Genomic DNA, 15,248 nt, shown 5'->3' on the forward strand with positions numbered 1-15,248 from the left:
GTAGTCATAAGACTACATTTTTAAATAAAATTTTTCAAGCTAATATAATAGAAATACAAATAATAAAGATATTATGTAACTACTACTATTTTAATGAAATCTTATTTATAATTTTTAAACTCTTTTAAGAGAGATTTTTGCTTGTTTGTTTGCTTCATCAACTGATATAACATAACCATCAACAGTTTGTCCAACTGAAACAAATTCATTTACGTCAGAAACGTATTTGTCAGCTATTTCAGAAATATGAATTAAACCTTTGTAAACAGTTCCGTCAATATCAGCGTCACAGAATGCACCAAAGTTAACAGTTTTTGTAATAGTTACTTTAACAACTTTATTCATTTAATAGTTCTCCTTCACTATTACTATACATTGTTTTTATTGAAATAACCATAATATTATAAATTTTTTAGAAATATCAACTAACTTTATTGATTTTTTTTAATTAGTTTATTACTTAAAAAATTATATAAGTATGTAAAACCAACCATAACTGAAATAATTAAAAAGAATGCAATAAAAAATCAACCAATTCCAGGTATACCTAAAGGTCCAGATGAATTATGAATATTTAAAAAGAAATAAGGATATCAAGTGTTTCCACCACCAGGCTTTTCATATAATGATGAATTAGATTTATAACGAAGTTCTCCTTTTATTAATGAGAAAATACAATAACCAAATAATATTACAAATTGAATTCAAAATTTTTTAATGAAGAATTGATTTAATATTATTGTATTTTTATTGTTCATAAAAAATATAAAATAAATTATAAATGCAATTGGAGTAATTATGTGATTAACTACTGTTGCAAAAGCATCATATGGATGTGTTGGAAAACCAGTATCTAAAGGTACTAGTATAAAATTATACACAATAAATGTAATTGTTATCATAACAGAAAATGTTAAAGCAGTTGTTTGACTTAAAAATTTATTGTAACCTTCTTTTTTTGGTTGTATAGCAGCTCACAATAATCATATTTGACATAAAACATTAGATATTAATGTAAATGTTGTAAAATAATCTAATGAATAAATTTCATAGTTAAAATTATAAACATCTAAATCATGTCTAGAAAATAATTTATAAAAATAATAAGTATAAATTGAAATAAAAGAAAGTATTCCAAATACATACTTATAGGTAATTTTAAACATATTATATTTCATTTTTTCTCCTTTTTATAGGTTTTATTTTATAACAATATATATATAAAATATAATATTTATAGTAAAATATTTTATTCTTTAAATATGTATTTACTAGTTATAAGTGAAAATAATCAATATATAAAGATGATCAAAAAATTTATTAAGTATAGCTTATTTGAATTTGTATCATTGACAGATAAATAATTTAAAATTGTTGAATTTATAAATATTGTTAATGGTAAAAAAATATTAAATATTAAATTTATTCAATTAATTTTTTTATACTCTATTAATTCTAAAATACTTGTAAAAATATAACTTAGCAACATTGTAGATAAAACTATATAAACTAAATAACATAAAAAAGTAATCAAATCTGATTCATATCAATCATCTGAACTTTTCATTATTGGAGATAAAATTACATTTAAAAACATATCTATGAAAATAAAGAATATAAAAATTAAATAAATACTTAAATGTAACCAAAAAATTTTAATATTATATTTTTTTTTATTTAAAATTAAATTTATAATAAATAAAATAGTTGATATTAAAAAAACACTTATTGGAAAAGTTCCGTAAAAAAATCTATTTAATGGTATTTCAGTTACATTAAATACTATACTAATTGATAAATATAAAATTAATGAAAAAATAAATGCAGGGTATAAAAAATATGAAAATCTAGAAACATATAAACTAGTTATTTTTCATTTATTTACTTCATATTCATGTGAATGAACATCTTTATTATGTATTGAAAGAAAAAAACTTATTACAAATCAGCTATTAATATTATAATATTCATTTACTCTCTTCAGTATAAAAAAACTTTCTGATTTTTTATGAGACATCCTACTTTTTTCTTTTTCAAAAGTATTTTCAATATTTCTTATAACAAGATTGCAAGATTGAATTAAATCACTATAATCGTGATCACTTAATATTCTTGTAGTAACTTCATCAATTAATAAATTTAAATAAATTGGTTTATATTTGATTGAATTATATTCTTTTATATTAAGTTTAATTTTATTTGTATCGCCTAAATCTAGACTATTTTTTAAGTCTTTTAAATATTTTATAGTTATTTCAAATTCGAATAAAATATTGTTTCTTAAATTTTTTTTATAATCTTTTAAATTTTTTATATTATAAAATAAAATTGTTTTAATAGCGCCATAAAAAATAGAAAAAATTGATGCAAGAATTAATAATTTAAATGGACTAAATATTTTATAAATTAATTCATTTGTATCAAATTTATCAACTCAAGAACTATATAAATAATATAAAAAAGCCATTATAGTTATAAAAACAATTTCATATATAATTTTTTTCATTATTTATTATCCTTTTCTTAAAAAATTATACCTTATATACTTTTTGTTTCAATAGTTAAGTAATAAATGCTTTTTTTTTTTTTTTATAATAAAAATGTATTTGATATAAGTATAGAAAAAAAGGAATCTAAAAATGTCATTTTAAATAAAATATAAAAAATTTAGTTTCCTTTTTTTAAATTAACAAAGAAATTGCTTGCTACTTATTTAAAATCATTGGTTTAATATCTGATGATTCAAACTCAATTTCATTATTAAACATAACTCTATTAAAGTCTTTTACAAAGAACCTAGAAGTAAATATTGTTTGATAATTATCTGCGAATAACTCAATAGAAGAAGAATCTATAAATATTTCAATAATTTGAGACTCATTTTTTATTTTTCGTATTGCATATCTTGTGTTTTCATAATCTCAATCTACTTTAGATGTTTGGTTATTTCTATCCATTATTATTTCATCATCTGTAAATTTAACTTCAATATATTCATTTTTATCATTAATAATTTTAAAACTTAAATTATCTTTTAAATTAATTTTAATGTGTTTAGCTTTTTCTAGGTTTAATGAATTTGATTTTTGTTTTTTAGTATTAAATAATATATTATTTTTAAAATCTTCAAAAGGTTTTTGAATTAAAATATCATTTTGAATGCTCAACTCTCTTGGAATAGTTAACATTGAGTGTCATGAATATTCATCAGTTGGATATTGAACATCAACTGCTCCAAACCAACCATATCAAACTAATTTATTATTCACTCTATATGTTTGAGGGGCATAAAAATCGAATCCATAATCAGCACATTTCATTGCAAATTTTTCATTTAGTTCTGTACCATCAAGATCAATTTTATTTAAAATAGTGTATACAACATTTCTTGAGCTATTCAATTCATATTTATTATCTTTATTAAAATAACCTTCAGCTGATGTAACTAATAAATATTGATTATTTAGAAAATCTAGGTTTGGACATTCTCACATATAACCATAATCATTTCCTTTTATTGATGGTTTAAGCACTGTTTTGAATTTAAATTTGTCATAATCTATCATTTCATATAAAGCGATACCACCTAAATCATCAGATTTTGTTCTAACACCAAAAACCATATATTTTTTATTATTATATTCAAATATTTTTGGATCTCTTGCATGTGGTGTAAAAATATTGCCATCTCATTCTACAGCTATTTTTTTATTTATAATATTACCGTTTTTAAAATCTGCTACCAACTGAACTTCTTCAGTCATTTCCCCTTTACCATCTTCCATATTTCCAGTTCAATAAATTTTTACTTCGTCTCCGAAATCATAAGCACTTCCAGAAAATGAACCATATTTTTCTTTTTCATGATCTGGTATCATAGAAACACCATGATCTTGATAATTAATAAAGTCTTTAGTTGTAACATATCTTCAATGTTTAAATCCATGATAAGGTGTAACTGGTGATCATTGGTAATGAATGTGGTGAACACCATCTTTAAACAATAAACCATTTGGGTCATTTAATAATCCATTTGGAGGAGCAATATGATAAAGTGGTCTATAATATCTATCACTTTCAACTAATTTGTTAGCTTCTTCATAATATTTTTTATCAATTTCATTATATTTTTTTCATTCTATTTCTTTGATTCTTTTCATTCTAGTTCTCCTATTTAACAGTTTTTGCTAATTTATTTTTTTTAGTTTCAATTTCTGCACCAGGTATTGGTGAAAAATCTCTATCTAAAATATTTTTTGTCATTTTTTTAAAGTAATTAATTCTTGAAAGTAATATTGTTACTAAAAAAGTAGTGCTTATTGTTACTGCAAGAGCAATTGCCATTCATAAAAAACCAGTTCCTGCTCAAGTTGTCATATCAAAACCATTATGTACATCTGCCGCCTGTGGAATAACTGTCAAGAAAACTAATAATGAACATGGGCCCATTGTAGTTAACACTCCTGAAGCAGTTGTGATAATAACACCAGCCATTGTTCCTATACTGACTGCTATTACCGGAAATAAGAATCTTAAAGCTACACCAAACAATGCTGGTTCAGTTGAACCTCCTACAAATGCTATTAAATATGATGGTACTGCTGTTTTTTGTAGTTCCTTATTTTTTCTATTCATTATAGCAAATGCAAGTACACTTGTTGCAACTGATACATTAAGCTGTGTAAACATTGGATTAATTGATGTAGCATTATAAGTCATAAATTGTTGTAATGCTACAACAACAAATATTTGGATAAATCCCGTTACAACTAACCATGGTAGTAATAAAGCAAACATTGGATTAAATATAAATTTTGCTATTGAATGAGTTGTTGCTCATAAAACAGCTTTATTCATACCAAATGTTATAAGCATTCCTATTGGTGCTAATAATAATTGTCCTACAAAGAATGCAATAATTAAAACTGATGGAATACCCAATAATTCTTTTATAACTCCAAATTTTATTTTTCTAACTAATCTTTCTAGATAAACTGCCATAAAACCAATCATAACTAGTGGCAAAATTTGACCTTCATATGATATTTTCCAAGGATAACCGCTTGTTAAATTTGAAAAAGATCAATCAAAAGCAGTACCTTCAACATTTCCACTAGATCCTCAATCAAATAAGGGCTTACCTGAACCCATAAAATCATTAGTTGTTGCCAAATCTTTTGCACAAAGAACAACACCTATTGAAATACCAATTGCCTCACTGCCCTTCATTAATTTAAATATAGATCATGGTATTAAAATACTGAAAGCAAGAGCTAATGATTTTTGCAATGTTTTTAAAATATTACCTAATGTTTCTGCAAATTCTCCTGTATCACTTATTTTACTTCCATTTACCTCTATACCATTAACTATATTTTCAAATGTTGAAACAATTGATAAAGTTATTAGATAAGGTATTATTGGCATAACTAATATTCCTATACCATCAGTTAATGTTTTAAAAAAACCTTTTTTTGAAGATAATTTAACATCAAATAAATTAGGAATTCTTTTAACTGACAACCCAATTGAAGTAAGAAAGTCCTTGTTAAAATCTTCAATATTTTTTCTAACAACAAATTGAATTAAATTATCATTAATTATTACACCACTAATAAGATCATTATTCTTTAATTCATCTAACCTTATTTTAGTGGCGTCTTTCACTTTTATTCGCATTCTAGTTGAACAATGACTTATATTTTCAATATTTTCACTATTACCTAGTAAATCAGCAATTATAATGATATTTTCATCAATATCCTTTTTTTTGCTAAAAAGTCTCATATGCCTCCTCCATAATAGAACTTATACTAATTTAATATATTAATTTAGTATTTTTTCTATCTAAATATATTTAATCATATATTTGGTTTTTTTTGGTTTTTTTTTGTATTTTTTACAAAAAAAATGGAATTTTTTTTATTCCATTTTTTAATCTTTAGTTTTAGATTTTAAATCTTTAATACTTTGTTGATATTTTGATTTTATTTTTTTTAACTCCATTTCATATTGTTTTTTGCTTAATTTAATATTTTCATCAAGATCTTTAGATAAAATCTTTAATTTAAGAGTTTTTATATTAGTAGACTTTTCGTCCTTTAAAATTCTAGTTTCATTTATTTTCGATTGATAAAGTATTGCTTTTTTACTAAGAATTTCAGAATCTTCACCAATCATACCTTCACTGAAACCAACAATTGTGCTGACAACCATTGCTGCTATTATATTTACAGCAGTTCTTCCAATATCATAAATATCTTCAAGAACTAACATAATTGAAAAAGCAGCATTTTTAAAGCTAGGAACTCCTAATGAACCTAGTAAAGAAGTTATTACTAATGTTGAAGTTCCAGGAGTTCCTGGTACTCCTAAGGAAATAATCATTGTCATTATAAGCCCTAATAAAAGAAATAACCATATACCTTGATCATGTATTATATTAGAATCTGAACCAGTTCATAATAATGCAACAATTAGTCCCCCTTCTGCTCCAGCTCCCCCTATCATACCCATTGTAGTTGATAGTGGAATAATTGTATTAACACATGATTCATCTACTTTCATTTTATCTACTAAAGCATTCATTGTAAAAGGTAAAGTTGCACTTGATGATTGAGTAACAAGACCTTGATATGCTGGTCTTCATCCATTTTTCCATCATTTTGATGGGTTAATTTTTACTATCGCTAAAATGCATGTTAAATAAATAACACAAATAAATAAACTAAGATAACCAGCACCTAAAACTTTTCCAACAGCTGTTAAAGCAGTTAATGACTGAGTAATCATTAAGTTTGTAACTATAGACATAATTGCAAGTGGAATGATTTTGATAAAACTATTTACAATTTTTAAAACTATTTCTCAGCTAGCATCCATCAACTTTACAAAAGACTCAACTTTTTTTTCATTTTTAATTGAAATTGCTTTAACTGCTAAACCAACAATTAATGCCATAATTAAAACAGGTATTACAGCATCTTTTCCTAAGTCTGAAATGAAGTTTTTAGGTAAATAGTCAATGATCATATTTGGTATTGATTTAATATCAGTTGAGTCAGAATTATTTGATCCTTGACCGCCAATTTCATCTAAAACTTTTTTTCCATCACTAGTAACTCCAATTTTCAATAGTATACCAATTCCTGCTGCTATACAAAATGCAATCGCAACATTAATCATTAAAAAAGAAATACCCTTACCAGTTATTCTACCTAATCTTTTTGAGCTTTTCTTTGTAATTGCTCTATATATTGATAAAAATATTAATGGAATCATAAGTAATGTTATTGATAAAATAAATATTTTCTTAAACAATACAGCTCATGAATCTAATTCATAAATTCAATAAAGTTCTTTTTTTCATACCTCAGATTCATTACTTGCCTTTTCTGTAAAAGATTCTGGAAATCCTGCAATAATCTGAATAACTAGTCCAAAAAGTAGTCCTAAAACTAATCCAGAAAATAGGTGTAAAAACTTATTTTTAAACTTTTTTAAAAAGAATCACAAGCTTATTTGCAAACTAAAAAATATTAGAATTGCAAGTAAAGATTTTCAACTACTTATAGCTAAAAAATCTTTTAATATATCTGTATATAACATAAACTCCTTTCCCAAATAAAAAAAAGAGTATCTAGAAAAAATTAAACTATTGCTTAATTTCTATTTACTCTTTTATAATTATTTGTTATTTAATTAAATTCTAAAGACACAATAAAAGAGTAAATCTATTATTGTTATCATTATTTAAATGATTGAATTTACTCATAATATATGCCTCCATATTTTTATATTAACATATAAATGAATTAAATTAAATAATTTATCAAAAAAATAATTATAGTGCTATTAGAATTATTATTGATTTAATTTAAATTAATTTTACTTTAATTCATTCTAATTTTTTAGTTAAATTATTTATTACTTTTATAAAAAAATTATTTGCTTTCCAGTTTAAATTCTTTATATAATAATCATTTTTATTACCTTCTGTAATTCTTATAATTTTATTATTTAATTCAGCATAAATTTCATAATATGAATATATATCAGAATCCTTTAAGAAGTTCTCAAAGTTAATTCTATAATTACTAGTACCATTTCCCCTTTCAATTTGTAATTCAGAGCTAATTTTTAAGTTATTATAATTAGTTTCGAAATTAACTAGATTAGTATTTGAATTTTTAATAGTCATTTGGCCTAATTTTAAAGTACCTTTTCCACCCTTAAACTTTAAACCGATTTTTGAAATAGTTTTATTAGAATCAATTTTACCAGTAATTTTAAATCAACCATTTTGATCTTTTATTATTTTAATATCTTCAGCTTCGATTGCCTGCTCATCATTTTTGTCTGTATCATATATTATTTTTAAATCATCAATATTCATATCATTACCTGTTAATTTAACGATCATTTCAACATCTTTTGATTTATTTTTAATGTAATTCGATCCCATTATTCATCAATCATATGAAGTGTTACTATCTAAAATAAAATCTTCAATTTCACCTTTATTGTTAAAACCACTACCAAGACTTATAGAATTACCTTTTAAATAAGGGTTGTAGTAGTCATAAAAACCACTAATTTTATCTTTTAAACTAAGTTGTTTTTGATTATCTGATTTATTAATCTTTCATTTGTAAGTTGGTTGTACGTCAGCAATGTTTATGTTAGTTCAAGGATAGTTATTCTCAATATCAATACCTTTTTCATCATTCAAAGAAGCAAATTTTGCACCATTTCCTGTTGAGAAATTTGTAAAAAATACGTCATTTCAATCATTTAAAGTAGTATTTTCAAGAATTAAATCACCATATCCATAACTATAACCTTTTTCATCTGGTTTAAATTCAATATCTTCAGTATATACTCCCTTATCATCATTAGACAAAGATTTATTTCTACCTGTGTACATCATTTCATCATAAAAATTTGCATAAACAAGTTTATAGATATCTCTTTCGATTTCAGTTATACCAGTTAATTTTGCAGAATCAATTACTGCTATTTCATATGGATTATGTGACGAAAACATTGCAATAGAATTACTAATCGCATCTTCACCTTCATTTTTAAATTTTAGTTCATAAGTGTTTTTATAACCAGGAATTTCTTTTGAATTTTCTGAATCTAATAAGTATGCTAAAAGTCTTGAATCATAAGAACCGATATTATCTTTATTTCAAAACTTTTTATGACCTTCACCTCAAACTCCAGTGTTATACATATTGAAAACATCTTTAAGTTTTTCTTTATCATAATTTAAATAATCTACTGACTGTTTTAAAGTTCTACCAAAATCACTCAAATAATAGTCTGTATTATGATATATTTCAACAGCTTCTTCTACTTTTGGTTTTTTAGTTTTTGGGTCAATATCTAAGCTACCATGGTCTTTGTACCCAAACAAAATAAGATTATTTATTTTTTCATCAACTGAACTTTTAACTTTTTGGTTTCATTGTTTCATTATTTCGACAACAACTTTATAGTCTAATATTTTACCATTACCTTTTCCACCATTTGGTTCGTTGTTTCAAAATCAACCATCAAAACCAAGTTCTACACAAAGTTTAATTAAAACATCAACTATTAGAAAATTACCTTCACTATCTTTTTTTAAAAAATCTTTAAGCATTTCTTTATTAAGACCATGATAACCATCAAGAAATATATTTCCTAAAATTTTAGAACCATTTAAATGTGTTTTTTGAACAACATCAGTTGGTGGTGGTATTATAATACCTTGATTTACATTCCCGGCTCAAGCAACTATTATATCATTATATTGATAATTGTTAATTCCCCTGCTAAAAGTATCATTTTTTCCAACTATTGTATTATGAGTTGCTGTAAGTTCATCTATTATATTAGAGATATTTAATTCTTTAATATTAATGTTTTGAGAATTAACTCATTTTTTAGCAACCTTAGAGTTCTTTTGTAATGGAATTCTAGAAATATTGTATTTCGCATCTTTATTAGTATTTAAATCTCAATCTAAAATACTATTTATATAATCATTTCTAGTAGAATCATGAACATTCATAACTTCTTTTTTTAAATTACCATTTGGCATGAAATGTGAATTTAATGGAACACCTGTTGGTGCTTGTTTTGGTATGTCAATTTTTGCTTTATAACCTGTATTGAAGTTTGAATAATCAATATATTCTTCTTTTTTTTCTACATTTAACTCAATTGATTGATTTATTTCACTAGGTAAGTTATATTTTTCTAATGAATCATATCCTGGAAAATTAGGTTCTAATTTAGATCAATCATAATCTTCGATAGTACTAGTATCTACTGCGTATTCACCTGTTTTACAAGAAATTACAGTTAAACCAACTGGCATAGTTAAAAAAATAGTATTTAATACCATAATTAATTTCTTCATATTATTCCCCTTAAAATACAATATGAATATAGATTATAATTTAAAATAAAACAATAAAATTTAAAGAGTTAGAATTTATTTCATATTATAATTTAAATTTTATACAAAAAATGATTGTTAAAAATAAAAAACCACTCATCTTAAGAGTGGCTAATTTATAAATTATAAAACTATTTTGTTTTCATATAACTTTGTGTATTTAACATTTCTAACATTATCTTTATATTCTATCTTTGATTTATAAATAAAAATTTTAAATTCATTTAACTCGCTACTTCCTAACAAGCTAAGCATATAACTATTTCTTACATTTTCCTTATCTATTATAACCTTAAAAGATTCACCCTCTTTATATAGACTAATAAAAAATTTTGGAAATGCATATCCTTCATCATCAAATTCATATGGTGAAACATATCCAGTTTGCTCCTCATTAACTTTTTTAAAAATTACCATACTACCTTCAAATCCATCTGAGTTTATACTTTCTGTTTTTACAGCAGAAGTGTTACCATATGTTTTATTAAGTTTTTTACCACTTTCATCCAAACTTAATTTATCACCATTTAAATCTATTATATTACTTGTTAAAAACTCTATTAAATCTAAATCAGATTTTTCTTCATTATAATTTAATTTGTTTATTTCATTTGAACATGATGTAGTATTTGATAATAAGATTGTTGGCGGTGTTAAAACTGTAATTGTTCCTAATATATTAATTATTTTATTCATTTTAAACCTCTCATAAAAATTATTTTTTGTTATTTCAACTAAATGAATAATAACCACCTATTATTAATAAAGTTGAGTATAAAAATGCTGTTAAACAAGGTATTCATAATTTAAATCCAAAACTAATTACTAGTGATGGTGAATTAGGATTTTCATATGCTAATTTCGGTATTTCACTAGCCGCTGCAATTATACCAGTTCAAACACTATGTTTATGAGGAACTATATAACTCATATATGTTAATGCTTTACTTTTTGAAAGTAATTCCAAAGGTAATAAACAATCTGAAAATACAACACTAAACAGTACAACTACCAATGTTATACTTTGAGATAAGGCAACACTATTAATTAACCCACTTATTATTACACCAAGTGATATTGAAATACTTATACTTAATAATAGAGAATACATTATTCCCATTCAATCTTTAAAAGTTCATAGACCAATAAGTTCAGAAACAGGCCCTGTAGATGGTTTAAAATAGATTAAAGATATTAACATTAAAACTAAAAATGAAACAAAAAATGAAATAATTCCTAAAATAAAATTAAATACATATAATGAAACAAAAAAGTTAATTCTTGATATCCCTGCACTATGAATTCTTTTTAAAAAAACTGAGTTTTTTCATTCTGAAACTGAAGTGTTAACCAAAAATATGATCGCAAACGTTGGAAGAGTTAAGTATAAAAATATTTTTGGAGGTCTGTATACACCTGTGTTACTGTTATACCAAACATATATCATCAAAAATGCAATTGGTATTAAAATAACATAAACATATGTTCTAAAATTTTTTAAGATAGAAAGAGATATAATAATAAAATTATTTTTAAAATCACTTAAAGAGTTTTTAGTTTTTGTGAATATGTTTTTTTCATTATTTTGCATGTAATTCACCCTTGTAATATTTAATTAATAGTTCTCTAACAGTTTTATATTTCTTTTTTACATCGTCAATGTTCATATCTAAAAATATTTTACCCTTATCAATGATCATAACTCTATCACAAAGAGTTTCTACTTCTTCAGGAATATGAGAAATTATCAATAGAGTTTTCTTTTCTTTTTTTAAGTTTGCAAAAAAATCAGCTAATCTTAATTGCATTTTTAAATCAAGCCCAGTTATCATTTCATCTAAAAATATATAATTAGGATCATTCAATATTGCAAGTAGAGTGTTTAATCTTTGTTTTTGACCCCCACTTAGTTGATTTAAATCTTTTTTTAAGATATTTTCCAATTCAAATGTTTTTATTAATTCATTTGTTTTTTCATCAAAACCTTTAGTTCATCTTTTTTTAAAGTATTTAATTAATAAGTTTGAATTCATGCCTTTTGGTCAAAAACCTTCTTGAAACTGTATACCAACATTTTTATAAACGTCTTCTTTTCCATTTAATAAAACTTTTCCTGATGTAGGTTTTATTTGACCAACAATTATTTCCATTAGAGTAGTTTTTCCTGCCCCATTAGAACCTAAAATACCAACAGCTTCACCATCTTTCACTGTAAAATTAATGTTATCTAAAACTATTGATTTACCAAATTTTTTAGTAATATTTTTAATTTCTAGCAAATTGATACCCACTCTCTAAACTTCTACTTCAAATCATTTGACTGTGCTATTTAAATTATTAATTACTTTTACATATAGAGTTTTTAAATCTCAATCAATATTTTTAATAAAGTAATCATTTTTATTACTCTCACTAACTCTTACAATTTTATCATTATTATCTGCATATATTTCATAATATGAGTATAAATCATCATCTTTTAATAAATTATCAAAACTTAAACGATAATTTTTTATACCATTGTTTCTTGAAATTACTAAATCAGAAACTATACTATTAAAATTATTGTCAAAAGTTTTGGGTTTTGCACCTTTATTTAAAACTTGCATTTGTCCAATTTTTAAAAGACCAGAATTACCTTCAAATTGTAACCCAAACTTAGCTATAGTACCTTTTGAATCAACGTTTGCTGACAGTTCAGTTCAACCATTACCTAGATTTTTTGTACTTGTTACTGCAATTTTTGTACCAGATGAATCATCATAGATAATTTTAATATTATTAACTTGTGAAGACTTAACAATCATTTTAACTTCTTTGCTTTTATTTATAATGTAGTTTGAACCCATAATTCATCAATTATAAGTTCCATTTTCACCGATATTTTCAAATGGAGTGATTTCCCCTTTATCATTATAACCACTACCTAAACTTAATGAGTTCCCTTTTAAATATGGATTGTGATAATCATAATAACCTGATATTTTATCAGAATCTAATTGATTACCCTTACTATCAGTTATAAATCATTTATAAGTAGGTTGTACATCAGCTATATTTGTATTTGATCATGGATATTTTTCTAGTGAAATAATCGAATTATCTACATCTAAAGAATTAAATTTTATACCATTCCCAGTTGAGAAATGGGTGAAAAAAACATCATTATAATCATTGAGTACAGTATTTTCTTGAACAATATGACCTAATCCATAACTATATTTATTAACAGCATCAATATCAGTTGTAAAAGTATATACACCTTCATCTTTTTCTGATAATTTTCTATTATGACCTGTGTATAGCATATCATCATATTTATTTGCAGCTACTAAACGGTATGCATCTCTTTCATATTCATCAACACCTGTTAGTTTATCTCCTTCTGAACCACCTATTTCAACTGGTCATTGTGAAGCAAATACTGATATTGAATTATTTTTTGACATGTCACCATATTTATACTTTCTAATTATTTGGCCATCGTTGCCTTTAATAGAGTCATCTGCTTCATTCAGATAGGCTAATGATCCAGTATCAAATCTTCCTAATAAATCTTTATCATAATATGGTTTTCCGTTTACTCAAGCACCAACATTATACATATTAAATACTTCATTTGGTTGTTTATTTTTTTCTTTAATATATTCATATGAATCATTATAAGTTTGTCCAAAGTCAGTTAAAAAATAATCTGAATTTTCATATAATTGTTTAGATTCTTCATTTTCTGGTATATTATTTAAACTTCCATTATTTTTATATGAAAAAAATAACAATTTTTCACTTGGTTTATTTTTAAATAATTCATTTACTTTATTTTTAAATTGTTTCATTATCTCTATAATTGTTACATAACTAACTATAGATCCATCTGAAAAATATCCATTTGGCTCATTATTTAAAAATCAACCATCAAAATTATATTTTAATGCCATATCGATTAATTTATCAACAATCAAATAATTTCCTTCTGAGTCAGTTTTTATAAAATCTCTAAGTAATTCAATTTTTAAACCATGATAACCATCTAAAAATATGTTTCCAAGAATTTTTGTTCCATTTAAATGTGCTTTATGAACTTCATTTGCTGCTGGTGGTAATATAATACCTTCATTGATAGCTCCACCTCATGATACTGTAATATCATTATATTGATAATTGTTAATAAATCTAGTAAAGGCTTTGTTATTTCCAACTATTGTATTTTGTTTTGATGTTGAAGGTATAACAGTGGACATATTCATTTCCATTACATTTTCGTTTTGAGACGCAACTCATTTTTTAGCTACTTTAGTTGTTTTTTGTAAAGGTATTCTCGAAACATTATATTTTGCATCATTATCATCTTCATAATTTCAATCTAACAAACTATTTTCTTCATCAAATATTTCAGATTTATCTATTTGATGTAAATCTTTTTTTAAATTACCATTAGGTAAAAAATGTGAGTTTAAAGGGACACCAGTCGGTGATTGTTTTAATGCATCTTCATTAGTTTTAAATCCAGTGTTAAAATCGTTATAATCAAGATAATTCTTTATATTTTTTATATTTAATTTTAATGTATTTTCAACCTTAGAAGGTTTGTTAAAACTTTGTAAATTTTTATAACCTTCAAAATAAGGTTGTTCTTCTTTTCAACTATAATCTTCTATTTCTGATAAATTAGTACCAAATGATTTTGCTGGTTTATCGCATGAAACTGCTGTAGCGCATAATGGCATCAATAAAATTGTTGAATTTAATAAAGCAATTAATTTTTTCATTTTATTCCCCTTTGTTTTACTTTCAAATA

At 23.9% G+C, this 15,248-nt stretch carries 11 protein-coding genes; all 11 read right to left on the reverse strand.

The genetic code is table 4. The features are described 5' to 3' along the window. Window positions 1–114 precede the first annotated feature (114 nt). The 11 genes from STURON_RS02745 to STURON_RS02795 all read right to left on the reverse strand — a co-directional run bounded on the left by STURON_RS02745 (window position 115) and on the right by STURON_RS02795 (window position 15,219). A complete protein-coding gene (locus tag STURON_RS02745) occupies window positions 115–345 on the reverse strand; it encodes a S1 RNA-binding domain-containing protein (RefSeq protein ID WP_075048356.1) in 231 nt (76 codons plus the stop codon). A gap of 86 nt (window positions 346–431) precedes the next feature. Next, window positions 432–1,178 carry a Pr6Pr family membrane protein gene (locus tag STURON_RS02750; protein ID WP_075048357.1) on the reverse strand — a complete coding sequence of 249 codons (747 nt, stop codon included), beginning with the start codon at window positions 1,176–1,178 and terminating at the stop codon, window positions 432–434. 71 nt (window positions 1,179–1,249) lie between these two features. Beyond that, window positions 1,250–2,506, reverse strand: a complete 1,257-nt coding sequence (locus STURON_RS02755) for a hypothetical protein (protein ID WP_075048358.1) — start codon at window positions 2,504–2,506, stop codon at window positions 1,250–1,252. A gap of 199 nt (window positions 2,507–2,705) precedes the next feature. Next, window positions 2,706–4,160, reverse strand: coding sequence for a glycoside hydrolase family 32 protein (locus tag STURON_RS02760; RefSeq protein ID WP_075048359.1), 1,455 nt, complete (start codon window positions 4,158–4,160; stop codon window positions 2,706–2,708). Between the two features lie 10 nt (window positions 4,161–4,170). Next, complete coding sequence (locus STURON_RS02765; protein WP_075048360.1) at window positions 4,171–5,787, reverse strand: PTS transporter subunit EIIB; 1,617 nt, start codon at window positions 5,785–5,787, stop codon at window positions 4,171–4,173. 147 nt (window positions 5,788–5,934) lie between these two features. After that, window positions 5,935–7,608, reverse strand: a complete 1,674-nt coding sequence (locus STURON_RS02770; protein ID WP_075048361.1) for a dicarboxylate/amino acid:cation symporter — start codon at window positions 7,606–7,608, stop codon at window positions 5,935–5,937. Window positions 7,609–7,876: 268 nt separating this feature from the next. Next, on the reverse strand, window positions 7,877–10,411 hold the full coding sequence (locus STURON_RS02775; protein ID WP_075048362.1) for an endo-beta-N-acetylglucosaminidase: 2,535 nt from the start codon (window positions 10,409–10,411) through the stop codon (window positions 7,877–7,879). A 162-nt stretch (window positions 10,412–10,573) separates the two neighbouring features. Further along, window positions 10,574–11,146 carry a hypothetical protein gene (locus tag STURON_RS02780; RefSeq protein WP_075048363.1) on the reverse strand — a complete coding sequence of 191 codons (573 nt, stop codon included), beginning with the start codon at window positions 11,144–11,146 and terminating at the stop codon, window positions 10,574–10,576. 19 nt (window positions 11,147–11,165) lie between these two features. Beyond that, a complete protein-coding gene (locus STURON_RS02785; protein ID WP_075048364.1) occupies window positions 11,166–12,041 on the reverse strand; it encodes a hypothetical protein in 876 nt (291 codons plus the stop codon). Further along, the gene (locus STURON_RS02790) at window positions 12,031–12,729 is read right to left on the reverse strand and encodes an ABC transporter ATP-binding protein (protein ID WP_075048913.1); all 699 of its coding nucleotides are present in this window, start codon (window positions 12,727–12,729) and stop codon (window positions 12,031–12,033) included. Before STURON_RS02790 ends, STURON_RS02785 begins: the two co-directional genes overlap by 11 nt. 15 nt (window positions 12,730–12,744) lie before the next feature. Then, entirely contained in the window at window positions 12,745–15,219 is a 2,475-nt protein-coding gene (locus STURON_RS02795) for an endo-beta-N-acetylglucosaminidase (RefSeq protein WP_075048365.1), read from the reverse strand. Window positions 15,220–15,248 lie beyond the last annotated feature (29 nt).

The sequence above is a fragment of the Spiroplasma turonicum genome (assembly GCF_001262715.1).
Classification (GTDB): domain Bacteria; phylum Bacillota_I; class Bacilli_A; order Mycoplasmatales; family Mycoplasmataceae; genus Spiroplasma_A; species Spiroplasma_A turonicum.